Origin of the sequence: Neptunicoccus cionae (assembly GCF_014643735.1) — a bacterium.
Classification (GTDB): domain Bacteria; phylum Pseudomonadota; class Alphaproteobacteria; order Rhodobacterales; family Rhodobacteraceae; genus Amylibacter; species Amylibacter cionae.
Genome location: NZ_BMKA01000002.1, coordinates 878364 through 904047, shown reverse-complemented (window position 1 = coordinate 904047; position 25684 = coordinate 878364). Strand labels below are relative to the sequence as shown.

Sequence of the window (25684 nt, the reverse complement as noted above, 5' to 3'; positions counted from 1 at the left end):
AGCAATAATAATATCGAGGTATTGAGTAATGGACCGTTTGACCGAAATGGAAGCCTTTGCCAGTGTTGTAGATCTGGGTGGTTTCACGGATGCAGCTCGTAAGATGGGCTTGTCGAAATCGGCGATTTCGAAGCATGTTTCCTCTTTGGAAGCCCGGCTCGGTGCGCGTCTGCTCAACCGCACAACCCGCCGTGTCAGCCCTACAGAAATCGGTCTCGCTTATTATGATAAGGCCCGTCAGGTTCTCGACGATGCGGGCGAGGCGGATGCGATGGTGACATCCATGCAATCCACGCCGCGCGGTTCCTTGCGATTGTCCGCGACAACCGATTTCGGTGTGAACCACATTTCAAAGGCGCTCGGTGCTTTCCTCAACCGTTATCCGGAAATTAACGTGAACATGGTCCTGTCCAACCGGAATGTTGATCTGTTGTCTGAAGGTTTCGACCTTGCGATCCGCATCGGAGAAATGCAGGACAGTTCCTTGCGGGCCCGCAAACTGGCGGAAACCAATATGCGGGTGATCGGATCTCCGAAATATTTTCAGGACAATGGTATTCCAAAGCGGATTGACGATCTGGCGCAACACAAACTGCTGCATTTCTCAAACCAGTCATCGGGCAATTCGTGGAAAATTACCTCTAGCACCGGCGAAAAGCGTTTGATCCGCGCGGGCGGCAGCTTGACTGTGAACGACGGGCAATCTCTGTTGCAAGCGGCAGAGGCCGGTCTTGGCATCGCCTACCTGCCCAGTTTTCTTTACCACGACGCTGTGGAAGATGGACGCTTGAAAGCGGTCCTGCCTGACCTGCCGGTGGAACAACTTGGCATCCACGTCGTCTATCCGCCGGGGCTTTACACCCAGCCAAAGCTGCGGGCTTTCATCGATTTTCTGGTGGAGCATTTCAAAGGCAAAGGTCCAGAAAGCTGGTAAGCTTTCCGGGCGCTTTTGCGTCTTTTCCAGATCACCTAGAGAAAACCGCCTCGACACGGCGGTTTTTCTGGCGTCCGGCCTCGGTTGCATTGTCTGCGCGCGGAGACAAAAAGCCGACACCGTGGGCTGAAAGCCTACCCGCATCAATACCGTGATCGCGGATCAGGGCGCGGCGCACGCTATCGGCCCGCTTGGTCGATATAGCGATATTTGCCTCTACCGAACCTGACATATCAGAATGCCCGACCAACAGAACTTTAACGTCGGGGTCCTGTTTCAGCAGATCCGCCAGTTTGCTGAGCGATCCAGTGGGGTCATTGCCAAGTTCAGCACTGCCGGTTTCAAACTCCAGCCCCTCCAACACAAGAGACACCGGCCCGATCTGGCCAGCGACCTCTGCCGGTTCTACCAGTGTTTCAGGTGGTTTCAGCGCGGGCTCTCCACCTTCTATGGACCGTGCGCCGGGGCTGTATTCCGTCATCTGCACATAAACCGCCACCGGAGAGCGGCTGAGTAGGAAGGTCACATAGGCAGGATTTTCCGAAACCGTCTGCTTGGCGCTAATGAAACGATAGTTGCGCAGGTTCACCCGCATCATCGGTTCATCCACCACGTCGATCCCGAAACGAAAGTCGAAACCGCCGCATTCCTTGGCGACACAGAACAACAGCGGTTCATATCCCGCCGTTTCAAGTTGGCCGAGAATACCTGCCTGCACCTGCGATACAGTGCTTTCACCGCCCATAACCCAGACGGTGCGTTGAATGTTTTTCGGTGCTTCGACTTTGGGTATTTTCCCGTCCTTGAAGGGACCTGTTGGCACAAGGGCGGGCAGGGTGGTTTCAACCTGCGAATAAGTCGCCTTCGCCCCGAGCGGCAGTTGCAGCACGAACTCTGCAGCGTTGCCGGACAGGGGCAAGCCGCAAAGTAAGGTGCAAATCAGTGAGGATCGGAGCGTGCGGACAGCTTTCATCGGTAGGCGCTGTGATACTCCGCGTTGGGTTCCATCGCTACAGCCGAAGAAAAGCGGTTCGACATATTGTAGAAAGCTGCAACCGCGGCCACATCCCAGATATCTGCATCAGACAGGCCCGCATCCCGCAAGAGCTGTCGATCCGGTTCTTCGATCTTGGCGCTGGCTTCGGTCATCTTTACCGCAAAATCGAGCATCGCCCGTTCGCGCGCTGACAGATCAGCCACGCGGTAATTCATCACCAAGGCTTCGCCAAGTTCGGGCTTACCGCTTAGCTGGCGCACGGCGGCCCCATGGGACACAAGACAGTAGAAACATTTGTTATGGGAACTGACCACAACGGCGATCATCTCCCGTTCCAGTTTGCTCAGCCCGCTGTCGCCCAGCATCAGATCGTTATACATGCCACTAAAGGCATTCAGCTTGTCTGCGTTATGGGCGTAGGATTGCAGCACATTCGGGATAAATCCCAGTTTTTCCACGCAGATATCGAAATACCGCTGGGTCTCCGGCGGAAGCGGATCCATCTGTGGCAGGTTCAGGGCGGTCACAAGGGGTTTGGTCAAAATCAAATGCTCCGGTTAGGGTGTATTGATACGATAGTGATACTGCGTCGCGGTTTCCATGCCCATTTTACGATAGAGCGATTGCGCGCCGGTGTTCGCCTGTGTGGCCAGAACGGCGAAAACCTCTGCGCCGTTTTCGACACCCCAACCGGCCGCCGCACGCATCATGCTTTCAGCCATGCCGTTGCGCCGGACAGGGGCCAGAACCTCGACCGCATGGGCCATTGTCACCCCGTCGTGGTTGCCCACAAATGCCGCCGCTGCGGCGCGGGCGTTTAACCGTCCCAGAACGTAGGACTTGGCACAACTGGCCCGCTCCATCACGTTGATACGTTCCGGCCCGATGCCACCTGCGGCCCAGATTTCGGTCAGTATTGCCATCGGCAGCCCGGTAAAGATCGCCTGTTTTTTCGGATCATACCCTTGCGCAATGTCGCGAGCGCTCCCGACCAGCAGGTCAACAGGATCCTTGATAACGTAGCCCCGCGCGGCAAGTTCCTGATCAAGATCGGATTGGTCGCCGCGGATCATGAACAGTTTGTCCTGCCCCATCGCCTCCATCGCTGCTTCGGCCTGCGCAATATCCCCTTCGCCTGAGGCAGCCGAAACCCGCTGCCCGCCACCGCGTCCTTCGCGCAGGGTCCAACCGCCGAGTTCCTGAGTGCGATGCGCTGGCCAGCTTGCATCCACCGCTGCAAAGAGCTGGTCTTCCGTGGGCATCTGCATCATTTCACCCCGAAAGCGTCACGCACTTGCGCGGTTGCCGCTGCAATCCGCGCCGCATCCGTACCGCGCATCACTACATTGCTGCCTAAACCCTGTGGCGTGGTGAACGGATAGGACCCGATCGAAACATCCGCAAACACCTTTGCAATTTCACCAAGCGGTCCGGCAACTTCACCTTCCGGCAGGTCTACGCGCACGGTTTCCGACAGCAACGGCTGCCCTGCAGCTAATTCCGGCAGCAGTGAATCCAGCATTGCCTCAAATATCTTTGGTACGCCTGCCATCACATGCACGTTTTCCACCGAAAAACCGGGGGCCTTGGAAACAGGGTTATTAATCAACCGCGCCCCGTCCGGTATCCGCGCCATCCGCATCCGCGCCTCGTTGATGGATGCGCGTCCGTCAGGGTAGTTGGTGGCAAGCACCTCCATCGCATCTTCGCGCACATCAATGCCAATCCCGAAGGCGGCCGCGACATTATCCGCAGTAATATCATCGTGAGTCGGCCCGATGCCGCCGCTGGTAAAGACGTGATCGAACTTGCCCCGTAGCGCGTTGACCGCTTCCTGAATTTCCTGAGCTTCGTCAGAGACCACGCGCACTTCCTTCAGGTCGATCCCTACCGCCGTCAGCCGTCCGGCAAGGTGATACATATTCGCATCCCGCGTCCGTCCCGAAAGGATTTCATCACCGATCACCAATAGTGCCGCCGTGGGGTTCGCCATATCGCTTGTCCTTATGTTTCCATCGTTTTAGGCTCGGTCGATGAAGTTTTCCAGCCCACTTATCCGCGCCACCCTGATCCGCCGCTACAAACGCTTTTTGGCGGATTGCCGACTTGAAGACGGTCAAGAGGTTGTCGCCCATTGCGCCAACACGGGCGCCATGACCGGATTAAAGCAGGAAGGGCAGGGCATCTGGCTGGAGCCGAATGACGATCCCAAGCGCAAGCTGAACTACAGTTGGAAATTTGTCGAACTTGCGGGCGGGCATTTTGCCGGAATTGATACCGCATTGGCCAACCGTCTGGTGCGCGAAGCCCTAGATGCGGGTCGGATCAAAGAACTTAACGGCTATGATAACATCCGTGCAGAGGCGAAATACGGCCAGAATTCCCGCATTGATTTCTTGCTTACCTCTGACGGGCGTCCCGATACCTATATCGAGGTGAAAAGCGTCACCCTGCACAGCGCGCCGGACAGGGCGGAGTTTCCCGACACCGTGACAGCGCGGGGCACCAAACATCTTGGTGAACTTACAGAGATGGTGGCACAGGGACATCGCGCGGTTATGCTCTATCTGGTGCAGCGGACAGATTGCACACGCTTCCGTCTGGCAGAGTCGCTTGATCCTGCGTATGCCACAGCCTACCGCAAAGCGCATGCTGCGGGCGTTGAAATGTTATGTTACGCTTGTGATATTACGCCGTTGGGCATAAATCTCGGCACCGCACTGCCTGTAGAACAAATTTGAACGGGATGACTGGCAAAAAGGCATTAATTGTCCTAATACGCCAGCCATTCACAGATCGGAGGTCCCCGTGGAAGGACGCCAAGCCCCAAGGCTCAATAAAGACGGTATTACCATTCACTCTGCGGAAGAGTTCGAAGGCATGCGCCGCGCAGGCCGTCTGGCCGCTGAAATTCTCGACATGATCGCACCCCATGTGGTGCCGGGCGTAAAGCTCGACGAGCTGGACCAGATCTGCCATGATTTCATGATCGCGAATAACTCCGTTCCTGCCACGCTGGATTACAAAGGCTATCCGAAGTCTTCCTGCATTTCGGTGAACCACGTAGTGTGTCACGGAATTCCAGGCGGCAAAATTCCGATGTGGAAGAACGACAAACACAAGCGCACGGATGATACGTTGTTTGACGGTGACATCCTGAACATTGATGTGACCTGTATTCTGGACGGCTGGTTTGGCGATAACTCCCGCATGTATGTGGCTGGTAAGCCGAAACCTTATGCAGAGCGTCTGATCCAAGTCACCCATGATGCGTTGATGATCGGGATCGAACAGGTGAAACCGGGCAATACGTTCGGCGACATTGGCGCAGCAATCCAGCGTTATGTAGAGGCGCAAGGCTGCTCTGTGGTGCGGGATTTCTGCGGTCACGGACTTGGGCGGGTGTTCCATTCGCCGCCAAACGTGTTGCACTACGGGCGCTGGGGCACTGGTCCTGTGCTGGAAGAAGGCATGTTTTTTACCATTGAACCGATGGTCAATCTGGGGCGCCCAGAAACCAAAGTTCTTGCGGACGACTGGACCGCGATCACGCGGGACAAGAAACTGTCGGCGCAGTTCGAACATTCCCTCGGTGTGACAGCGGACGGGTTTGAAATCTTCACGGAATCCCCTGCGGGATTGTTCCACCCGACCCAACCTTGATCCCCACGGGATTTACCACTGATTAACCATTGGCGTGCAAACTGGTCCCATGACCGAGTCAAAACGCGCCTTTGAAGAACAGCCACAACTGGGGTTTGCCGTGGTGGAAACCACGGCCCCCTATGATCGCGACACGCCGGAATTCAGCAGGGACCACCGCAAACGATTGCGTGAAAGGTTCATGCGTGCGGGTGCTGCGGGGCTGAATGAATACGAACTTCTCGAACTGATCCTGTTTCGCGCAATACATAGGCGTGACGTAAAACCGCTGGCCAAAAGGCTGATGGCACGGTTCGGTGATATTAACCGCGTGATCTCGGCCCGCCCCGCACTCCTGATGGACGTGGACGGTGTGGGGGAGGCGGTGGTTCAGGAACTTAAAATAGTTGAAGCAGCGGCCCATTCGCTGGCACAGGCGAAAGTGCTGAACACAGATGTTTTGTCCAGCTGGTCCGCGTTGATGATCTATTGCAAAACCGCAATGGCCCACCGCGAGACTGAACAGTTCCGTATCCTGTTTCTGGATCGCAAAAATGTGCTGATCGCAGATGAGGAACAACAAAAAGGCACCGTTGATCACGTCCCTGTCTACCCGCGAGAGGTTGCCAAACGCGCCCTTGAACTAAACGCCAGCGCGTTGATCCTTGTCCACAACCACCCCTCTGGTAATCCCGAACCTTCACAGGCAGATATCGACATGACCTTGCTGGTCGAACAGGCGGTGCGCGCCATCGGTGTCACGATCCACGACCACGTTATCATCGGCGCTGAAACAGACAGCAGCTTCCGCGCACTCGGCCTGCTCTGACGACCGCTTCTTCTGGCTAAAAATATCCCGGGGGTTTGGGGGCAGCGCCCCCACGTCACGCCCCAGTCACTCTTCGCGGTCTTTCACCCAGACCTCAACCCGACGGTTGATCTCTGCATCAGCGGCGGTGTCCTCACAAACCAGCGGGGAAGCCTCGCCATAGCCATGAACGCGGAAATCCACATCTTCCAGCGAACCATCAGGCGCCGCTGCGATCAGGGCTGCCTGAACAGCTTCGGCCCGTTTCTTTGACAAAGACTTATTCTGCCTCGCGCGGCCATCCCCGTCTGAAAAACCCATCAGATAGACGATCTTGTCGGCATAATTTCCAAGGATCAAACCGGCGGCCAGATGTTCTGCGTTCTCGCGGGATTGGGCGTCCAGTCGGGTTGACCCGGGTTGGAAGCGGAATGTGGCGGACAGGCGTTTTGCGCCTGACATGATGCCGGTCATTTCGCGCACATCTGACAAGGGTACTTCCTTGCCGATAATCATCAGGGAATTGGCAAGCCGCTGGCCCTGTTCATCCAGCCCAAGCGTGGCGATCCCCATGTCTGCGAATCCCAAATCGGTCATGACCGCCTGCGCCTGTGGGCTGCGCAGGAACTCTAAAAATTCGCGTGCGAACAGGGGCATACGCTTTGCGGGGCGGGTCACGGACAGCCCGTATGTCATCGGATAGGAGCCCGATTGCAGAGTGAATGCCTTGGCGGCGTTATACATGCCACAGGACCCGCGCAAACCCATCGGACGGGCCGTGCGCAGCTGTGAAAACGGCAGCACTGCGATCCCGAAAGGATCATTCGCCACCACATCCGCCATGTCTTTTAGACGTGCGTGTTCTTGCACGGCCACACCCTTCTGCGGGGCCAGACCCAAAGTGGCTAGCCGATCCTGAAATGATCCGTCGCCATTAGCAACATGAAGTGTCAGGGCGCTATCGCTGCCGCCGAGGTCTTTCCAGTTGGAAATCTCGCCCGCCAGCACACGGCGCATCTGGTCCATCGTGATCCCGTCCACAGGATTTACGTCCGACGCGGCGACCACAACGGCATCCAGTCCTATCACCTGTGTACGGGCCGGATCGGGAGATTGCAGTGTAGAAAACACCAGCGTGTCACTGCCATCGCGCATGGCGCTATAGGGATCGCCATCGTCTTGCGGTGCAAGCTCGATCGTCGCTAGTGGTCCGGCGGCTTCGGACGCGATTTCGACGGTTTGTGCCCCTTCTGCACCGGTGATAATCTCGACTTCTGCACCCTGATAAATTGCGAAAGCTTCAATGAGGGGAAGGGCGACAGTGCTGTCTCCGGCAATTGCAAAACGGGCTGAGGTTTCCTGAGGCGTCGGACAACCGTCACCGGCACAGTCTACGGTGCGGGCATCTACGGTGAGTGGGCCGAATTCGGTTTCGACCCTGTAGAACTCTCCGTCGTACTCTAACAAGGTGCCTTCGACCTTCAGATCACCGGATTTTGCGGATAGAGTGAGCTCTTGTGCGGCCAAACCAGCCGGAGCGCCCAATAAAAGGGCCGCCAGCCCTGTGCGGCATAGCAGTGAACGGAACATGAAAACCCTCGCTGGTTACTTGCGGGCCACTTTCATGTCTTTCAGCGCGTTTTTCAACAGGAGACTGGTTTGCACAGCACCACATTCCGGTAAACGCAGGGATAATTTTTTAGAACCGGCTTTCGCGTTGGGTTGATGACGGGCGGTCTGGATCTTCATCGCAGCGCCACAAGCTGTTTCGCCGCGCAGTGTTTCCACAGCGAAGGACACAATTTGCTGGCCCGCTGTCATCCGCAACGGCAAAGTATAAACCTGCGCCATTTGCGGTTCGGACAGACCGGCATTACCCAGTTGTGCAAGATACCCCCCGCCTTCCATGCGGGACATCGCAAAATCGCTTGGGTTCAAGCGCCAGATGTGGCCCGCTTCGCCCATGCCCGCGCCGTTTTGAAATGCGTGAAGAAATGTGTCGTTTGCGCCTTTCCATGAAATCCCGACCCGTTCCAGACTGGAGAGACCGGCAATATACGCGCCGACAGTGGATTGCGTGCCATCAGAAAGCTCCACATCAAAACGGGAATATTCGGCAAAGACTGGCACTTTCAGTTCCAGCCGTCCCGCAGCATCCAGCTTTTCTTTGAACTGCAAGCCGCCATGCCGGATCGTGACATTTACATTCGGATGGCAGGGCGCTTTCAGCTTCAGCTTTACGCGCGCGCCAAAAATCGGCGTAGCCCGCAGGTCCAGCGCGCAGCTCACCTTCGGAGTTTGTGGAATGCGCAGGGCATCCTTAAAATCTGTCATCGTAACGGACAGGCCGTTCGTCAAACCGGACACTTTGGGTGCTGGCACGGTGGCTATGGAACGTGTGAGCACAATATCGCTAAAGTCTGCAGGCGTGGCCAGTTCCGGCGCACCGTCCTGAACGGCAATGGTGATCACATCGCTGCGGACAACAGAAGGAATCGTCCGCGTTGCAGGTTCGACAGCGGCAAAGATCATCCGTCCAGTGTCGTCTTGGGGCTGTTCGGGTTTGGCAGGTTGGGCCCCGGCAGCGATGCGAACAGGCGCATCAGAGATCAGCGCGGTGGGGCGGATGTCTGTAATTGTAGGAATTTGCGGCGCAGAGAGGTTTGCAGCGACGGTCAGGTTGGGCTGATACCCGTGGGTGCCATGATCGCCAAGAAGCAGGCTGGCAGCCGCACCGCCGACCGCCAGAACCACACCGGTTGCTACTGTCAGGAGTTTGTCGTTAAGAGCCATGATAACCTCGATAAGCGTTAAACTTATCGAAAATTAGCAATCAATCTTGTCGGTATTTGGCGATCAAAGGGGAAGTTTGCAGGCGTTTTTGCCCTATTCGATTCGTTTTCCGGCGGTGAAATCTGGCGAATCTTTGTCAGCAGAGCGGAGTCAGCGGTGTGGCGGGAAGGAATAACACTTTCCCGCCACAAATTGTCTTAATTACAGTGCGCCGTGACAATGTTTGAACTTTTTCCCGCTCCCGCAAGGGCACAGAGAATTGCGGCCGGGGTTGCCCCATGTCGAAATGTCGTTCTCGTCGAAGTCGACCGCAGCAGGCGTTGGTTCTTGCTGTGATTGCGCATCCGGGTCTGTTGCCGGAGGTGGCATTGTCGCCGCCTGTGCTGCCTGCGCGGCTTGGGCTTCGGCTTGCATCTGGGCGATGATCTCGTTGCGCTCTTCCTCGGTCATCATCCGCACATGGCCCAATTGGCCGGTCACATCGGCCCGCAGGCTTTCAAGCATGGCTTCAAACAGGGTGAAGGATTCCGTCTTGTATTCGTTCAACGGATCGCGCTGGGCGTAGCCGCGGAATCCCACGACGGAACGCAAGTGTTCCAGAGTGATAAGATGCTCGCGCCAGTTCTTGTCGATGGTTTGCAGCAGGATCTGCTTTTCGATGCCGCGGAACTGTTCTGCGCCGAATTGTTCGACCTTTTTGGCCATCGCCTCGTCGGCGGCATCGCTGATCCGCTCCCGCAGGTCGCTGTCATCGATGCCTTCTTCATTGGCCCATTCGATAATCGGCACATCGATCCCGACGTGTTCGATAACCTTGCCGTAGAGCCCTTCGACATCCCACTGATCGGGATAGGATTTGGCCGGAATACATTCATCCACCAGATCGTCGATCACCTGATCGCGCATATCCTTCACGGTTTCGGACAGATCGTCCGCTTCCATGATTTCAAAGCGCTGGCCGAAGATGGCTTTACGCTGGTCGTTCATCACATCGTCGAATTTCAGAAGCTGTTTGCGGATGTCAAAGTTGCGACCTTCCACTTTGGCCTGCGCTTTTTCCAGCGATTTGTTAACCCAAGGGTGGATGATGGCTTCGCCTTCGGACATGCCGAGTGTAGACAGCACTTTGTCCAGACGTTCCGATCCGAAAATCCGCATCAGATCGTCTTCGAGAGACAGGAAGAAGCTGGATTTACCCGGATCGCCCTGACGCCCCGAACGACCACGCAGCTGGTTGTCGATCCGGCGGCTTTCGTGACGTTCTGTCGCCAGAACGAACAAACCGCCCGCTTCCAGCGCCTTCTTTTTGTCAGCAGCGACTTCCGCCAGAATTTGTTCACGGATCGCAACGGGATCGGCACCCTCGCCTGCGGCCTCGATGGCCTGCAGCACGCGCATATCCACGTTACCGCCCAGCTGAATGTCGGTCCCGCGACCAGCCATGTTGGTGGCGATTGTCACAGCACCCAGTTTACCGGCATCCGCAACGATAGCCGCTTCCTGTTCGTGGAAGCGCGCGTTCAGTACGTTGTGGGGGATGCCTTCTGGACGGGCCGCCAAAGCGTCGATCGCATCAGCATCGGCGTTGAACTTGATCTTGTTCTCTTCCTTTTTCATCCCTTCCGCCCGCGTGCGCAGGTTCGCTGCAATCTGCTTCAGCAGCGCAGTGTCTTTCAGAAGGTTCGACAGATATTCCGACTTTTCAATAGAGGTCGTGCCCACAAGGGTCGGCTGACCCTTCACATAGGCTTTGGCGATTTCCTCAACGATGGCGGTGAATTTTTCTTTGGCGGTGCGGTAGATCGCATCGTGTTCGTCAATCCGCGCAATGGGTTTGTTGGTGGGAATTTCCACAACGCCCAGACCATAGATTTCGGCAAATTCTTCGGCTTCGGTCAGGGCGGTCCCTGTCATGCCGGCCAGTTTGTCGTAAAGGCGGAAATAGTTCTGGAAAGTAACAGAGGCCAGCGTGACGTTTTCAGGCTGGATATTCACGCCCTCTTTCGCCTCAATCGCCTGATGCAGACCATCAGACAGACGGCGGCCTTGCATCATACGTCCGGTGAATTCGTCAATCAGCATGACATCGCCGTCTTTGACGATGTAATCCTTTTCGCGTTTGAACAGGACGTGGGCGCGCAGGGCGTTGTTCACGTGATGCACCAGCGTTGTGCTTTCCGGATCGTAAAGGGACGCGCCCTCTTCCATCAGGCCTTGGGCCAGGAACTGCTGTTCCACAAATTCGTTGCCTTCTTCGGTCAGAACGGCCGAGCGGGCTTTCTCGTCGATTGTGTAATGTTCTTCTTTCAGGGAAGGGATCAACTGATCCACTTTGACGTAGAGATCAGAGCGGTCTTCGGACGGGCCAGAGATAATCAGCGGTGTGCGCGCTTCGTCGATCAGGATGGAGTCGACCTCATCCACAATCGCAAAGAAGTGATCGCGTTGGGCAATTTGGGACAGTTCCGACTTCATATTGTCGCGCAGATAGTCAAACCCGAGCTCGTTATTCGTGGCGTAGGTCACATCGGCGCGATAGGCGGCGATTTTTTCGTCTTCGGGCATATTCGGAACGACGATACCCGTGCTCATCCCGAGGAAGGAGTACACCTGATCCATCCATTCCGCATCACGCCGCGCCAGATAATCGTTCACCGTCACCACATGCACGCCGCGTCCCGCAAGCGCGTTCAGATACACGGGCAGGGTCGCCATCAGCGTCTTGCCTTCACCGGTCTTCATTTCTGAAATATTGCCCCGGTGCAGGAAAATACCGCCGATCAGCTGAACATCAAAAGGACGCAGGCCAAGCGTGCGTTTCGCGGCTTCCCGTGCGTTGGCAAATGCCTCTGGCAAAAGGGAATCCAGCGTTTCGCCGTTTTTATAGCGTTCCTTGAATTCTTCTGTTTTAGCTGTGATGCCTTCATCGCTGAGCGCTACAAAATCCGGTTCCAGACTGTTGATTTTGGCGACCAGTGATTTCACCGATTTGATCTTGCGATCATTGGGCGTCCCAATGATTTTTCTACTAATAGTGCCCAAGCCCAGCATAGCTGCTCCGTATATTTTCTACGCCGCGCGAATGGCGGCAAAAAACTGACGTGACTGTGAAAGAACGTGCCAAAGCCTGCCTTGTGGCGGGGGTCTTGTCAGCGTAAAGCTGCTGCAACGCCGGATCGTCCTTGCATTCATGCCAGATTGGCATCTAAGCGGGTCTGTTCGCACTGTCAACGTTGCCCCAAACGTTCGGCACCACAAATACATGACGTGTCTGTAGGAAAACAGGCCAGAAAACAGGAGCAAGAACATGAAATTCACACGACTAATTGCCGCCTCTTCCGTTGCCGTAATGATGGCGACCGTCGCCCCCGCACAGGAAGAACCGACCGCACAGACTGTTCTGGCAACAGTGAACGGGAAAGACATCACCGTAGGTCATGTGATCGCGTTGACACGGCGTCTGCCCGAACGGTTCCAGCAGCTTGAAGACAAGGATCTCTATCAAGGAGTGCTCGACCAGTTGATCCAGCAAACCGCCTTGGCCTCTGATGTGGACACTTCAAAAGCGTCTATCCAGATCGCGATTGAAAACGAAACCCGCGCGCTTCTGGCGTCTGAAACCCTGACCCAGATCGAAAACGAAGCCGTTACCGATGCGCTGGTACAGGCAGCCTACGACGAAATTTATGCAGCTGCACCGGCGGCAATGGAATACAAAGCCTCCCATATTCTGGTAGAAACCGAAGAAGAGGCTAAAGAACTGGTGGAAACGCTGAACGGCGGCGCTGATTTTGCGGAAACTGCCAAGGATAACTCCACTGGCCCCTCCGGTCCAAACGGCGGTGATCTGGGGTGGATGGCCAAAGGCCGCACCGTGCCAGAGTTTGAAAACGCAATGATCGCACTTGAGCCGGGTGAAGTATCCGCGCCGGTGCAATCCCAGTTCGGCTGGCACGTCATCAAGCTGGCTGAGACCCGTGAAGCACCAAAGCCGACACTGGACGAAGTGCGCGCGGAACTGGTGGATCAACTGAAAACCCAAGCCGTCGCAGAGCACATGAAAACAATCGAAGACTCTGCGGAGATTAATCGGGTTGAAATCGAATTCGATCCGTCCATTATCCGCAACACCGAATTGTTGGATAAATAATCCCTTGGGGGGCAGAAATGGCCAAATCAAAAGCAAAGCTGAAGCGTAAGGTCAGCAAGTTAAAGAAAAAGGTCAAAGGGTTGAAGGCCGAATTGAAAGCGCAGCCAGCGCTTTCTCCGGTGTCGCCCCTTGCCCCCACTGACGGGTTTCCCGAACTGCCGGAAATCGGCGGCGTAACATTCGCCGCCGGTGCAGCCGGAGTGAAATACAAGAACCGTACCGACGTTATGCTGGCCCGTGTGGCCAAAGGCAGCGCTGTTGCTGGTGTGTTCACACGGTCCTCTACCCGTTCGGCACCAGTGCTGGATTGTCAGGCCAAACTGGTTGATCTGCAAAAAACCGATACTGTCGAAGAGGCGATGGGGGTTGTGGTGAATTCCGGCAATTCCAACGCCTTCACGGGCAAGGTCGGGGCGCAATCGGTTGAATTTGTCTGCAAGGCCGCGGCAGACACCCTTGGGATCGGCGCGGGCAATGTGCTGACATCATCGACCGGTGTTATCGGGGAGCCTCTGCCCCACGACAGGATTACAGCTGTTCTGGGTGACCTTTCCAAGGGTCTTGATCCGGCGAAAGGGGCCGATGCGGCTGCTGCGATCATGACAACGGACACTTTCCCGAAGGGCGTTGCCGCCACGGTGGAAATTGATGGAAAACAGGTGAATATCGCCGGTTTTGCCAAGGGTTCCGGCATGATTGCACCAGATATGGCTACCATGCTGGTCTATATTTTTACAGATGCTGCGATCACATCTTCCGCGTTTCAGTCGCTGATTTCGGATCACAACAAGACCACCTTCAACGCCATTACAGTGGACAGCGATACTTCCACCTCTGACACTTTGCTGGCCTTTGCCACGGGTGCCGCAGGGAATACACAAATCACCGATGCGCAGAGCACGCAAGGGCAGGCCCTTGGCGCGGCTTTGCAATCCGTGATGCGGGATCTGGCCCATCTTGTGGTTAGAGACGGCGAAGGGGCGACCAAGTTCCTAGAAGTCGCCGTGACCGGTGCAGCGGATGATGCCTCGGCGCAGATTGTGGCGCTGGCGATTGCGAACTCTCCACTGGTGAAAACGGCTGTTGCGGGGGAAGATCCGAACTGGGGCCGTGTTGTCATGGCGGTTGGTAAATCCGGCGAACCTGCGGATCGGGATAAGATTGCAATCCATTTCGGGGATATTCTGGTGGCGGAAAACGGGTGGGTGTCGCCTGATTATACCGAACAGCAGGGGGTTGATTACATGAAGCAACAGGACCTGCGCATCGCCACCGATCTGGGTATCGGGGACGGCACGGCGACGGTATGGACCTGTGACCTGACCCACGGCTATATCACCATCAACGCTGATTACCGTTCATGAAGACACTTTTGGTTTCTGCGGTCGCCCTGATCGACAAGGACGGCCGCGTCCTGCTGGCGCAACGGCCCGAGGGCAAGTCGCTGGCCGGTTTGTGGGAATTTCCGGGCGGCAAGGTGGAAGTAGGGGAGACCCCTGAACACGCTTTAATCCGCGAGCTGGAAGAAGAACTGGGCATTAACACTTGGGCCAGTTGTCTGGCGCCGTTGACCTTTGCCAGTCACAGCTACGACGATTTCCATCTGCTGATGCCGCTCTATGCCTGTCGCAAATGGGATGGCATCCCGACTCCGCAGGAAAATCAGGTATTAAAATGGGTGCGCCCGAACGAGATGTCGGGCTATCCGATGCCACCAGCGGATATTCCGCTGATCGCAATGTTGCGGGACCTGCTATAGCCAGCCGCTCGCTTCATTTTTGATGATTTCCGCAATCATTTCAACGTGGTCGGGACGCTCGTTCAGGCAGGGAATGTAGGTGAACGTCTCGCCACCTGCCTCCATAAAGGCTTCCTGAATTTCCTCGTTGATCTCTTCCAGTGTCTCAACGCAATCCGACGAAAACGCCGGCGCCATCACCGCGATGTTCTTTTTACCTTCGCGCGCCAGACGGGCCACGTCTTCTACTGTGTAGGGCTGCAACCATTCTTCGGGTCCGAATTGCGACTGAAACGTCAGTTGAACCTTGTCGTCGGGCAGACCCAGTTCCTCGCGCAACAGGCGCGTGGTTTTCTGGCAGTGGCAGTGATACGGGTCGCCTTCCATCAGATACCGGATCGGCACGCCGTGATAGGACGTGACCAGAACATCCGGTTCCACATCCAATTTGGCGTAGGCCTCCTTAACCGTAGCAGCCAAAGCTTTGATATAAAGCGGGTTCTCGTAATAAGCTGGCACCGTCCGGATATAAGGTTGCCATTTGATGTCCATCAGCGCGCGGAAGGCTTCGTCATTCGCTGTCGCCGTTGTTGGTGCGGAATACTGTGGATAAAGCGGGAAAAACACGATCCGGTCACAGCCCTTTTCCTTCATCTTCTTAATCACGGAACGGGTAGAGGGATTGCCGTAGCGCATACAGAAATCCACCTCGACACGGTCTCCGTAAAGATCCTTCAGCGTCTTCTCCAAAGCCTCGCTCTGGTTGCGGGTGATGGTTAGAAGCGGGCTCTCGTCTTTTTCGGTGTTCCAGATCCCGCGATACGCCTCACCAGAGGTGAAGGGCCGTTTCGTCAGAATAATAAGCTGCAACAGTGGTTGCCATTTCCACGGTGCGTAATCGATGACGCGGCGGTCTGACAGAAATTCATTCAGATAGCGGCGCATGGACCAGTAATCCGTGCCGTCCGGCGTTCCGAGGTTGGAAATGATCACCCCGACCTTGCCAAAGTTTACAGCAGGATGGTCGGCGGCGGCATGGACTGGCTTTTGTGCGGTCATGGTATCTCTTTCTGATCCTGTGCGCAGGTATCGCAAAGGCGGGTGCAATCAAGTCTTTTTATCAGGAGCGGGAAATTCTGTCACACCCAACGCATCCGCCAGTCGGGTTTGGGCCGATCCGGGGCGCAGGGGTTTCTGCTGTGTTTCCGATGGGGCCCATCCGGTCAGGAAGGCCAGTTCAAACGTAGCCATCATACGACCGTCAACCATGTGGTCGCGTGCATAGAGTTCTGCCATGCGCACAAACACATCGCGGCGGGCAAACTGGCGGCTTCTGTCAGACAGCGCGTTGGTTTCCCCCATCGCACGTAATTCGCGCATCAGGTGCCACGGGGTTTCATAAGCCACGCGCACCGGTTCAAGATCCGCAACCGGCAGTCCGAACCCCGCCCGTTGCAGCAAAGCGCCCAAGCCGCGTAGTTCCGCCATCGGCGCCACATGGGGACGGATGCCGCCGCGCAGCTCTGCTTCGGCCTCTGTCAGGCTGTGGCGCAATTCATGCAGGGTTTCGCCCGCAAACATCACTGCAATCATCAACCCATCGGGGCGCAAGGCGCGGCGCATCTGGATCAACTGACCGACCGGATCACCCGCCCAGTGCAGCGAAAGGCAATGCACGATGAGATCGCAGCTTTCAGGTTCCAGATCCAGTGTCTCGGCATCCGGTATCACGCGGGCGTCCAAACCCGTCTTTTCCGCCCAATAAGACCCTTGCCAGCCAATAAACACCGGATCTGTAAAGGTTCTATTAACGTCTTTCAGTCTTTCTGAAACTTCATCGGCTGCAAAGTCATGGAGGAACAGCGCATCAGTGCCGGTAACGCGGGCGCGGTGCTGGTCCAGTGCTTGCGGATCGAACAATGTCGGGGTTGGGTCCATCTGGCAAATCTCCTGCCGCAGACCTAACGTCCAAAGGGTGAAAGGAAAAGCCTATCCTGCATGTGGCCCGTAAATTGGTGCATCTGGCCTATCCGCCCCGCTGTCTGTCCTGCGGTGTGGAAACCGGAACGGATAATATGCTGTGCCAGTCCTGTTGGCCCGAGGCGCATTTTTTCGCGGGCAGCGTCTGCAACGGCTGCGGGGTGCCGTTGCCGGGACAGGTAGAGGAGACTGACTTGTGTGAATCGTGCCACGCGCATCCGGTGCCTTGGTCCCGTGGCCGGTCTGTTGGCCTGTATGAAGGCCCGCTCCGCCGGATGGTTCTGGCGCTGAAACATGGCGACCGTCAGGATAATGCGCAGCATATGGCTCGCTGGATGGCGGCAGCGGGGGAAGGGTTGATTAGCGACGAATCCCTGCTGGTTCCCGTACCGCTGCACTGGGGCAGGATGGTGCGGCGGCGGTACAATCAGTCTGTACTGCTGGCCCGCGCGCTGGCCCGAGAGTCGGGGGGGGAGGTGGTGCCGGATGGTTTGCAACGGGTGCGCGCCACCAAAAGCCAGAAAGACATGCGCCGTACAGAACGATTTGAAAACCAGCGCAGTGCGATCCGGCCCCATACCAAACGCAGCGCCTTGCTTGCCGACAGGCCCGTGGTTCTTGTGGATGATGTCATGACCACAGGCGCAACCCTGTCTGCCTGCACAGAGGCCTGTTTCGAAGCTGGTGCCAAATCTGTGAGCGTTCTTGTCTTTGCCCGCGTTGCAAGGCTGGCGTAAAGCCTTATATATTGTGGCAAACAATAGGAATGCCACGATGAAAAACGTTGAAATCTACACCACACCAATCTGCGGTTATTGCGCTGCGGCCAAACGTCTGCTGAACGGGAAATCCGTGTCTTTTGCGGAAATTGACGTGATGACGAACCCAGAAAAGAAAGCCGAAATGATCCAGCGCGCGAATGGCGGGCGGACTGTGCCGCAAATCTTTATCGGTGAAACCCATGTCGGCGGCTTTGACGACCTTAACCTGCTGGAACGGCAAGGCAAACTCGACGCATTGTTAGCAGGATGACCCTGCGCGCCGGTCTGATCCAGCTCAACAGCAGCGACGATCCGGTTGCCAATCTGCCCCGCACGCAGGGGCTGATTGCGCAGGCGGTGGGGCAGGGTGCGAAATTCGTTGCCACCCCCGAAGTGACCAATGTCCTGTCCACCAGCCGCAGTCATCAAAAGTCTGTGCTGCAACATGAAGAGCAGGATCAGACCCTTGCCACCCTGCGTAAACAGGCAGCTGATCTGGGCATCTGGCTGCTGATCGGATCTATCGGGCTGTTGACGGAAGACACGGACGGGCGCTTTGCAAACCGCAGCTTTCTGATTGATCCGCAAGGGAAAATCAAAGCACGGTACGATAAGATTCACATGTTTGACGTACAAGTGACTGAAAGCGAGACCTACCGGGAAAGTGACGGTTATCGCCCCGGTGAAACGGCGACACTGGCAGAAACGCCCTTTGGCACCGTTGGGATGAGCATCTGCTATGATATGCGGTTTCCCCATCTCTACCGCCAACTTGCGCAGGCCGGAGCCACCATCCTGACCGCCCCAGCTGCATTTTCACCCGTGACCGGTGCGGCCCACTGGCATAGTCTGCTGCGCGCGCGGGCCATTGAAAACGGCTGTTTCGTGATTGCACCGGCTCAGACTGGTGACCATGATATCCGCAAGGGCAAGCCCCGCTCCACCTACGGGCATTCGCTGGTGGTAGACCCTTGGGGAGAGGTTCTTCTCGACGCCGGAGCGGAAGAGGGTGCCTATGTGGTCGACCTAGACCTCGGACAGGTAGAAGTTGCCCGCAAACGGGTACCGTCCCTCAGCCATGACCGGCCCTTCCGGCTGGATCGAGGATGAGCGACAATCCCGATATCTCCCTTGCAATCGGCCTTTTGTCAGAGGTTGTTGCAGCGGATCAACTGATCAAAGGCACACTGTCCCGCCGGTTGCCAAAGGGGATGGAGATGTCCCATTTTTCTGTTCTCAACCACCTCAGCAACTCCGGTGAAAAGACCCCGGCACAGCTTGCGCGGAACTTTCATCTGACCAAAGGTGCGATGACCAATACGCTGAAAAAACTTGAGAACGCCGGATATATCCATATCCGCCCCGATTGGGACGATGCACGGCGCAAACAAGTGTCTATCAGCAACGCAGGCCGAGTGGCCCGCGAACTGGCGCTAGAGCAACTGGTGCCGGAGTTTGAAAAAATCATCGCAGATCTGGGTGAGCAGAAGATCCGTCAGACATTGCCTGTTCTGCGGGCCTTTCGCACAGCGCTGGGCACCTGAACTGTCAGGCGGGCTTAGTGCTTGCTGTGACGTAATTCACGCTCAGATCCCGCTCTGATATGGACCAGTTCCACAGCAGCGGGTTGAATACAAAACCCTTGCGATCTACAGGGGTTAGTCCGGCCTGCTCAATCAGTTTGTACAACTCGTCCGGTGTGACGAACTTCGCCCAATCATGGGTACCCTTCGGCAACCAGCGCATCACATGTTCTGCCCCGATGATCGCCATCATATAGCTTTTGGGATTCCGGTTCAGGGTCGAACAGATCATGATCCCGCCCGGTTTCAGCAATTGCTGGCAGGCGGTCAGATAGGCTTGCGGATCAGAAACATGCTCCACCACTTCCATATTCAGAACCGCGTCAAACTGTTCTCCAGCGGCGGCGAGGTCTTCGGCCGTCGTGTGGCGATAGTCGATATCAAGCCCCATCTGGCGGGCGTGCACCTGTGCCACGGGAATATTGCCCGCAGCCGCATCAGCCCCGACGACAGTCGCGCCCAGGCGGGCCATCGGCTCGGACAGCAAGCCGCCACCACACCCAATGTCGAGGATACGAAGACCCTTCAGACTGTCGAGCGCATCCCTGTCCCGCCCGAACTCTGCCGTGATCTGGTCCACGATATAGCCCAGACGACAGGGATTCAGCATATGCAACGGTTTGAACTTGCCGTTTTCATCCCACCACTCTGCGGCCATCGCCTCAAACTTGGCGACTTCGTGATCGTCAATTGTTGTCGCTGCTGCCATTGCACTCATGTCCTCGAACTGCCAAGGTTGGGGATCAACCAAGAAATAATATAGACCACATATGCGAAATTCCGAGAGCCAAATTGGCGCATCCCGAAACCTTTACCCTGTGATCCAGCCGTTCAACCAGTTGATGCTGGAGGTTCCGGGCGATCATACGATCTATGTGGAGGAATGTGGAAACCCCAACGGCATCCCTGTCGTCGTGTTTCATGGCGGACCGGGGGGCGGGTGTAGTCCGGGGATGCGGCGGTTTTTCCATCCGGAATTTTACCGTATCATCCTGTTTGACCAGCGCGGGTGCGGGCGTTCCCGTCCCCACGCCAGCGTGGAAAATAACACCACTTGGGATCTGGTCGCGGATATCGAACTGATCCGCCAGAAACTCGGCATCGAAAACTGGATCGTTTTTGGCGGGTCATGGGGGGCAACGCTGGCGCTGGTCTATGCGCAGACCCATCCCGACCGTGTGAACCATTTGGTGCTGCGCGGCGTCTTTACCATGACCAAGGCCGAACTGGACTGGTTTTACGGTGGCGGCGCAGCGGCGTTCTTCCCTGATGAATGGGAACATTTCGCCGGATTGCTGCCCCGCGAAGAACGGGATGATGTCATTGGAAATTACGCCAAGCGATTGTTTTCCAACAACGAAGACGTTCAGGTCCGCTTTGCCCGCGCTTGGACCGAATGGGAAAGCGCGCTTGCTGCGCTGGAACAATCCCCCAACCGCGGTGTTGTGCCGGCGGCCTATGCGCTGGCTTTTGCGCGGATCGAAAACCATTATTTCCATAACGCCGGTTTCCTGCGCGAAAACGGGCAGATCTTTAAGGATTTGCACAAAATCGAACACATTCCAGGCTCTATTGTGCAAGGGCGTTACGATATGATCTGCCCGCCGCAAACCGCCTATCGCCTGCGGGATAACTGGCCGGCAGCGCGGCTGTTTACGGTACCGGATGCGGGGCACTCCCTGTCTGAACCGGGCATCACCTCGGCGCTGATCACCATCATGGATGAATTGTCCTGACTAGCGCTTCAACCGCTCCAGCCCCAGCGCGAACAGTCCGGCGACCAACCCCCAAAAGGCTGCACCGATCCCAAAAACACTGACGCCGGACGCTGTCACCACAAAGGTAAGCGCGGCCGGAAACAAATGGTCTTTTTCGCCAAATCCCGCACTGGCCGCACCAATAAACGGGCCGAGCAGCGCGACACCGGCGACAGTGGCCACCAGCGCAGGGGGAAAGCCTGCAAACATCCCCACCAGCGATGCGCCAAACAGCGCAAGTACCGCGTAGGTCAGCGCGTAAACCGGACCCGTCAACCAGCGTTTATCCGGATCGGGATGGGTGTCCGGCCCTGTGCAAATCGATGCAGTAATCGCCGCAAGATTGGAAGTATGCGCGCCGGCAAAGGCGGTCAAAACCGATGCGATGCCGGTGACGCCCAGAATCGAACGACTCGGCGCCTGATACCCCGAAGCCCGCAAAACTGCAAAACCGGGCAGGTTTTGCGATGCCATCGTCACCAGATAAAGCGGCAGACCCAGCCCCAGCATCACCGGCAGATCAAAGACTGGCGTGACCCAGACCAGCGTCGAAATCTGCAAACTCTCTACCGGTTGCAGCATCCCCAGCATGAAAGACAATCCAATGCCGAGCGCAAGCACCCCCAGCACAGCCCACATAGCGGAAAACAACCGCAGCACAAGGAAACCGGCAATCAGCGGCAGGACAAGGGCCGGAACCGCCGCCGCGTGCTCGAAAATTGCGACCACAAATTCAAACAATACGCCTGCCAGCATGGCAGAGGCCAGCGCGGCTGGAATCCGCTCTATCAGCTCGGCAACAACCCGAAAACAGGCCGTGAGCAGCACCAGAACCGCTGCAAACAGAAACGCCCCGACCGCTGCTTCAAACCCGATCCCGCTGCTTGCCGCAATCAGCGCTGCGCCGGGTGTAGACCATGCGGTGATGATAGGCATTTTGTGCCGGATACTCAGAATGGCAGAGGTCGCCATCATGGAAATACACAGTGCTGCGACCCATGAACCGGTCTGCGCCTGCGTCGCGCCGACAGCTTCGGTGGCGGCTAGTATAACCGCCAGAGACCCGCCAAAGCCGACAAGCGCTGCAACAACTGCTGAAATAATAATGGACGCGCGCATGGGACCTCGAACATTGTGAATGCCCAAGGCTTAGACGCTCCGACAAGGCAGGAAAACCCCGCCTCGCTTTAATGTTCCAAAAATACTCGGATCAGAGGGCAGCCGCTAGACGGGACCCCTGATTGATCGCCCGTTTCGCATCCAGTTCAGCCGCCACATCCGCGCCCCCGATCACGTGACAGGATACGCCTTTGGCCTCCAACTCGTCGGCTAGTGTGCGGTTGGACAGTTGCCCTGCACACATCACGATCGTATCCGCTTGGATCAGGGTCGGGTTCTCGCGCGCCTCGCCAAAGCTGACATGCAGCCCTTCGTCGCTGATCTGTTCATAGTTCACACCAGCCAGCATTTTCACGTTTTTCATCGCCAGCGCAGAGCGGTGAATCCATCCTGTTGTTTTGCCAAGACCCTTGCCCGGTTTGGAGGATTTCCGCTGCAACAGGGTCACTTGACGTGCAGGTGGCTCGGGTTGCGCACCCTGTTGGGCAAGCCCGCCACGCGTGTCTTCGGGATCACCAACGCCCCATTCTTTCTTCCAAAGCTCCAGATCCTCGGTCGGGCTGGTGCCTTCGTGGACAAGATATTCCGACACATCAAAGCCGATGCCGCCCGCACCGATGACGGCCACTCGGTTGCCGACGTCCACTTTGTTTCGCAAGACGTCGATATAATTGACGACGTTGTCCCTGTCCTGACCTTCAATCGCAGGATCTCGGGGGGTAACGCCGGTCGCGATAATCACCTCGTCGAAACCTTGCAAATCATCTGCGCTGACAAACTGGCCAAGGCGTGTGTCGATGTCCGATTTGGACACCGCATGGGTGTAATAGTCCACAAGGCCGAAAAACTCTTCCTTGCCGGGGACTTGTTTGGCCATATTCAACTGGCCGCCCAGTTCCGAAGCGGCATCGAACAGGGTCACTTTATGTCCTCTTTCAGATGCGACAAGCGCTGTGGACAGTCCGGCTGGCCCCGCCCCGACAATCGCGATTGTCTTCGGGCTATCTGTCGGCGTGTAGACCAGCTCGGTTTCCGAACAGGCCCGCGGATTAACCAGACAGGAGGTCAGTTTCATAGAGAACGTGTGGTCAAGACACGCTTGATTGCAGGCAATGCAAGGCGCGATGTTTGCGGCCTGACCTGTCGCGGCCTTATTGACGAAATCCGCATCCGCCAGAAACGGACGCGCCATAGACACCATATCGGCGCAACCTTCGGACAGAACCGATTCCGCGACATCCGGCGTGTTGATCCTGTTCGAGGTAACGATCGGGATAGAGACCGAGCCCATCAGCTTTTTCGTAACCCAGCTAAACGCGCGACGCGGGACGCTGGTGGCAATGGTTGGGATGCGGGCCTCGTGCCAGCCGATGCCCGTGTTGATAATCGTGGCACCTGCGTCTTCAACCGCCTTCGCTAGTTGCACCACCTCTTCCCAAGTGGACCCGTTTGGCACCAGATCGATCATCGACAGGCGGTAAATAATGATGAAGTCGGACCCAACCGCTTCACGTGTGCGGCGCACGACCTCCACAGGCAGGCGCATCCGGTTTTCATAGGACCCGCCCCATTCATCGGTGCGCTTGTTTGTGTGTGTCACAAGGAACTGGTTCAGGAAATAGCCTTCGGAGCCCATGATCTCGACACCGTCATATCCGGCAGACCGCGCGTTTACGGCGCACCCCACTATATCCGCGATCTGTTTTTCAATACCGGCAGCATCCAGTTCTGCAGGCGGGAACGGGGAAATCGGGGATTTTACGGGCGAAGGAGCAACTGCCTTTGGTGTATAGGCATATCGGCCCGCGTGCAGGATCTGCATCGCGATCTTACCACCTGCGTCATGCACGCGATCAGTCACGATTTTATGGTGCGCAATATCCGCGTCGTTATAAAGTCCAGAGGCACCGGGCATGACGCCGCCCTCTTCATTCGGGGCAATCCCGCCTGTCACCATCAGGGCCACGCCACCCCGCGCGCGTTCGGCGTAATATTCGGCAACGCGATTCCAGTCTCCGGTCTCTTCCAAACCGGTGTGCATGGAGCCCATCAAGACCCTGTTGGGCAGGGTGGTGAAACCCAGATCGAGCGGTGCGAGTAAATTCGGGTAGAGAGCTTGTGCCATTTGCCGTGAATCCGTCTGTTGAATACCGTTGCAGCAGCATAGATTACGTGAACGTCAATTGTCACGAAAAACCCCACGTTAATACTGGCAGGCACGTTGCGTGCCGGTTAGCCCATTGTTTCCGTGCAGTGACGGCGGAAGGCCCGTTTCAACATATCAAGCTCGGCCCGCAGCAGTTCAATTTCCGCCCGCAGGTCTTCTTCAAGCGGTTCGCCGGTAATGATCGAAAACCGGTCGAGGATTTCCGTGTCCCCTTCCACAACCAGCAAAAAGGTTTGCACACCGTCGGTTAGCAATTCTGTCGGTATGGTCGCGGCGACTTCCCAATTGTCGCCATCCGACCCGACCGGCTCAACCGTTACAGACCCGACAACGGTTCCCAGATGCAGCATTTCCAGCGCGGGTGTCGGATTTCCCTTACCCCGTGCCCGCATCAACCCGATGTATTTTCCACCGACGATGTGTTTTTTGTTCAGCAGGAATTTCTTGGCCATACTGCCCCCTTAAATCGATGCGCGTGGGCGTCGAATCATTGTCACGTCACGGATTGTTACCTGATTCATCGAAGGCCCTTCAAAAATAAGATCCACCCACATGCTATCGCCGCGATCTTCATTGAACTGCGTGTAATAGAGGTCAAATTCCACATAGAAATTCTGCCCCCCCATATCCAGCTCCCGCACGATCTGTTCGGTGTTCGGCCCGTGGCGAATGTTCAGCCGCGCGAACATTTCCTGCGGCCTCTCACTTTCGATCCGCATATCCAGCCGCAGGATATGGCTGCGTTTCAGACCTTCTAGCGCAGCGGGCGGCATCTCCACTGCAAGCGACAGGAAAGAGCCGTCGAAATTAAACACGTCCATGCGCAGGCCGAAGGGGGCAAAGTCTTCCTCGCTGGTGTTGCGCACTTGCCTAAAGGCGAGTTCGGATTGACTGCAATCGTGAAAGATTGTCACCTCGTCGCCGATCTTTTGTTTGCTGGCCACCGCTGCCAAACCGGATGGATAAACCGGACCGGCCCAAGCCTGTGGACGGTAGGCCCACTCCGTACGGGGCGGTTTACGTATGGCGTTTGACCCGATCACGGGCAGCGTCAATCGAGAGACAGCGACATGGTTAATCCGGTCAATCAAACGACGGGCCTGATTGGCTTTTTTGCGCAGACCGCGAAGCTCCGACAAGGGCATGTTCTGCACCGTTGTACTGTGCGCCCGCCAGAAGCGCAGGCTCTGCCGGTGGCGCCTGTCTTCCTTTATTTTTTTCAATCGTTCAAACATGCCGTTTCGTTACACTGGCT

General features: G+C 56.5%; 26 protein-coding genes. 12 read left to right on the top strand and 14 right to left on the bottom strand.

What is annotated here, in order from left to right; translation table 11 throughout:
- The first annotated feature begins 28 nt into the window (after nucleotides 1–28).
- Nucleotides 29–934, top strand: coding sequence for a LysR family transcriptional regulator (locus IEX10_RS09605; protein ID WP_188673905.1), 906 nt, complete (start codon nucleotides 29–31; stop codon nucleotides 932–934).
- A 31-nt stretch (nucleotides 935–965) separates the two neighbouring features.
- On the opposite strand, the gene IEX10_RS09600 is transcribed toward IEX10_RS09605, so the two are convergent.
- From IEX10_RS09600 to IEX10_RS09585, 4 genes are read right to left on the bottom strand one after another with little or no spacing between them, the layout of a single operon-like run.
- Complete coding sequence (locus tag IEX10_RS09600; protein ID WP_188673902.1) at nucleotides 966–1907, bottom strand: OmpA family protein; 942 nt, start codon at nucleotides 1905–1907, stop codon at nucleotides 966–968.
- Nucleotides 1904–2473, bottom strand: a complete 570-nt coding sequence (locus IEX10_RS09595) for a peroxidase-related enzyme (RefSeq protein ID WP_188673899.1) — start codon at nucleotides 2471–2473, stop codon at nucleotides 1904–1906. Before IEX10_RS09595 ends, IEX10_RS09600 begins: the two co-directional genes overlap by 4 nt.
- A gap of 15 nt (nucleotides 2474–2488) precedes the next feature.
- A complete protein-coding gene (locus IEX10_RS09590) occupies nucleotides 2489–3193 on the bottom strand; it encodes a GNAT family N-acetyltransferase (RefSeq protein ID WP_188673896.1) in 705 nt (234 codons plus the stop codon).
- Between the two features lie 5 nt (nucleotides 3194–3198).
- A complete protein-coding gene (locus tag IEX10_RS09585; RefSeq protein WP_188673893.1) occupies nucleotides 3199–3924 on the bottom strand; it encodes a competence/damage-inducible protein A in 726 nt (241 codons plus the stop codon).
- Between the two features lie 40 nt (nucleotides 3925–3964).
- Between IEX10_RS09585 and sfsA the strand changes: the two genes are divergently transcribed.
- The 3 genes from sfsA (at nucleotide 3965) to radC (ending at nucleotide 6402) form a co-directional block, all read left to right on the top strand.
- Nucleotides 3965–4672 (top strand): DNA/RNA nuclease SfsA, encoded by a 708-nt coding sequence (gene sfsA / locus IEX10_RS09580; protein ID WP_188673891.1) that lies wholly within the window; start codon nucleotides 3965–3967, stop codon nucleotides 4670–4672.
- Between the two features lie 67 nt (nucleotides 4673–4739).
- Nucleotides 4740–5594: a type I methionyl aminopeptidase gene (gene map, locus IEX10_RS09575; RefSeq protein WP_229678494.1), complete on the top strand. Its 855-nt coding sequence runs from the start codon at nucleotides 4740–4742 to the stop codon at nucleotides 5592–5594.
- A gap of 49 nt (nucleotides 5595–5643) precedes the next feature.
- The gene (gene radC, locus IEX10_RS09570; RefSeq protein ID WP_188673888.1) at nucleotides 5644–6402 is read left to right on the top strand and encodes a RadC family protein; all 759 of its coding nucleotides are present in this window, start codon (nucleotides 5644–5646) and stop codon (nucleotides 6400–6402) included.
- Nucleotides 6403–6468: 66 nt separating this feature from the next.
- Here the strand turns inward: radC and IEX10_RS09565 are convergent, their stop codons facing one another.
- The 3 genes from IEX10_RS09565 to secA all read right to left on the bottom strand — a co-directional run bounded on the left by IEX10_RS09565 (nucleotide 6469) and on the right by secA (nucleotide 12225).
- Nucleotides 6469–7971 (bottom strand): phosphate ABC transporter substrate-binding/OmpA family protein, encoded by a 1503-nt coding sequence (locus IEX10_RS09565; RefSeq protein WP_188673886.1) that lies wholly within the window; start codon nucleotides 7969–7971, stop codon nucleotides 6469–6471.
- A gap of 15 nt (nucleotides 7972–7986) precedes the next feature.
- Nucleotides 7987–9174: a hypothetical protein gene (locus IEX10_RS09560; protein WP_188673883.1), complete on the bottom strand. Its 1188-nt coding sequence runs from the start codon at nucleotides 9172–9174 to the stop codon at nucleotides 7987–7989.
- 201 nt (nucleotides 9175–9375) lie between these two features.
- Nucleotides 9376–12225: a preprotein translocase subunit SecA gene (gene secA / locus IEX10_RS09555; protein ID WP_188673880.1), complete on the bottom strand. Its 2850-nt coding sequence runs from the start codon at nucleotides 12223–12225 to the stop codon at nucleotides 9376–9378.
- A 256-nt stretch (nucleotides 12226–12481) separates the two neighbouring features.
- Here secA and IEX10_RS09550 point away from each other — a divergent pair, with 256 nt between their 5' ends.
- Genes IEX10_RS09550 through IEX10_RS09540 form a run of 3 tightly spaced genes read left to right on the top strand, consistent with a single transcriptional unit; the run spans nucleotide 12482 to nucleotide 15083 of the window.
- A complete protein-coding gene (locus tag IEX10_RS09550) occupies nucleotides 12482–13324 on the top strand; it encodes a peptidylprolyl isomerase (RefSeq protein WP_188673877.1) in 843 nt (280 codons plus the stop codon).
- A gap of 17 nt (nucleotides 13325–13341) precedes the next feature.
- Complete coding sequence (gene argJ / locus IEX10_RS09545; RefSeq protein WP_188673874.1) at nucleotides 13342–14688, top strand: bifunctional glutamate N-acetyltransferase/amino-acid acetyltransferase ArgJ; 1347 nt, start codon at nucleotides 13342–13344, stop codon at nucleotides 14686–14688.
- Nucleotides 14685–15083: a (deoxy)nucleoside triphosphate pyrophosphohydrolase gene (locus tag IEX10_RS09540; RefSeq protein WP_188673872.1), complete on the top strand. Its 399-nt coding sequence runs from the start codon at nucleotides 14685–14687 to the stop codon at nucleotides 15081–15083. The genes argJ and IEX10_RS09540 overlap by 4 nt, the downstream gene beginning before the upstream one ends.
- Here the strand turns inward: IEX10_RS09540 and hemH are convergent.
- Nucleotides 15078–16121 carry a ferrochelatase gene (hemH, locus tag IEX10_RS09535; protein WP_188673869.1) on the bottom strand — a complete coding sequence of 348 codons (1044 nt, stop codon included), beginning with the start codon at nucleotides 16119–16121 and terminating at the stop codon, nucleotides 15078–15080. The two genes, IEX10_RS09540 and hemH, sit on opposite strands and share 6 nt — an antisense overlap.
- 48 nt (nucleotides 16122–16169) lie before the next feature.
- Complete coding sequence (locus IEX10_RS09530) at nucleotides 16170–17000, bottom strand: methyltransferase domain-containing protein (protein WP_188673866.1); 831 nt, start codon at nucleotides 16998–17000, stop codon at nucleotides 16170–16172.
- A 62-nt stretch (nucleotides 17001–17062) separates the two neighbouring features.
- On the opposite strand from IEX10_RS09530, the gene IEX10_RS09525 reads away from it, so the two are divergent.
- From IEX10_RS09525 to IEX10_RS09510, 4 genes are read left to right on the top strand one after another with little or no spacing between them, the layout of a single operon-like run.
- On the top strand, nucleotides 17063–17779 hold the full coding sequence (locus IEX10_RS09525; protein WP_229678493.1) for a ComF family protein: 717 nt from the start codon (nucleotides 17063–17065) through the stop codon (nucleotides 17777–17779).
- A gap of 37 nt (nucleotides 17780–17816) precedes the next feature.
- Nucleotides 17817–18074, top strand: coding sequence for a glutaredoxin 3 (gene grxC / locus IEX10_RS09520; RefSeq protein WP_069299022.1), 258 nt, complete (start codon nucleotides 17817–17819; stop codon nucleotides 18072–18074).
- A 2-nt stretch (nucleotides 18075–18076) separates the two neighbouring features.
- Nucleotides 18077–18913, top strand: coding sequence for a carbon-nitrogen hydrolase family protein (locus IEX10_RS09515; RefSeq protein WP_188674723.1), 837 nt, complete (start codon nucleotides 18077–18079; stop codon nucleotides 18911–18913).
- Nucleotides 18910–19347, top strand: a complete 438-nt coding sequence (locus tag IEX10_RS09510) for a MarR family winged helix-turn-helix transcriptional regulator (RefSeq protein ID WP_188673863.1) — start codon at nucleotides 18910–18912, stop codon at nucleotides 19345–19347. The genes IEX10_RS09515 and IEX10_RS09510 overlap by 4 nt, the downstream gene beginning before the upstream one ends.
- A gap of 4 nt (nucleotides 19348–19351) precedes the next feature.
- Here the strand turns inward: IEX10_RS09510 and ubiG are convergent, their stop codons facing one another.
- Complete coding sequence (gene ubiG / locus IEX10_RS09505; protein WP_188673860.1) at nucleotides 19352–20095, bottom strand: bifunctional 2-polyprenyl-6-hydroxyphenol methylase/3-demethylubiquinol 3-O-methyltransferase UbiG; 744 nt, start codon at nucleotides 20093–20095, stop codon at nucleotides 19352–19354.
- Between the two features lie 61 nt (nucleotides 20096–20156).
- Between ubiG and pip the strand changes: the two genes are divergently transcribed.
- The gene (gene pip / locus IEX10_RS09500) at nucleotides 20157–21122 is read left to right on the top strand and encodes a prolyl aminopeptidase (RefSeq protein ID WP_188673857.1); all 966 of its coding nucleotides are present in this window, start codon (nucleotides 20157–20159) and stop codon (nucleotides 21120–21122) included.
- On the opposite strand, the gene IEX10_RS09495 is transcribed toward pip, so the two are convergent.
- The 4 genes from IEX10_RS09495 to IEX10_RS09480 form a co-directional block, all read right to left on the bottom strand.
- A complete protein-coding gene (locus IEX10_RS09495; RefSeq protein ID WP_188673854.1) occupies nucleotides 21123–22262 on the bottom strand; it encodes a benzoate/H(+) symporter BenE family transporter in 1140 nt (379 codons plus the stop codon).
- Nucleotides 22263–22353: 91 nt separating this feature from the next.
- A complete protein-coding gene (locus IEX10_RS09490; RefSeq protein WP_188673849.1) occupies nucleotides 22354–24387 on the bottom strand; it encodes an NADPH-dependent 2,4-dienoyl-CoA reductase in 2034 nt (677 codons plus the stop codon).
- A 107-nt stretch (nucleotides 24388–24494) separates the two neighbouring features.
- The gene (locus tag IEX10_RS09485; protein ID WP_188673846.1) at nucleotides 24495–24881 is read right to left on the bottom strand and encodes a hypothetical protein; all 387 of its coding nucleotides are present in this window, start codon (nucleotides 24879–24881) and stop codon (nucleotides 24495–24497) included.
- Nucleotides 24882–24890: 9 nt separating this feature from the next.
- Nucleotides 24891–25664, bottom strand: coding sequence for a DUF6478 family protein (locus IEX10_RS09480; RefSeq protein ID WP_188673843.1), 774 nt, complete (start codon nucleotides 25662–25664; stop codon nucleotides 24891–24893).
- Nucleotides 25665–25684: the final 20 nt, after the last annotated feature.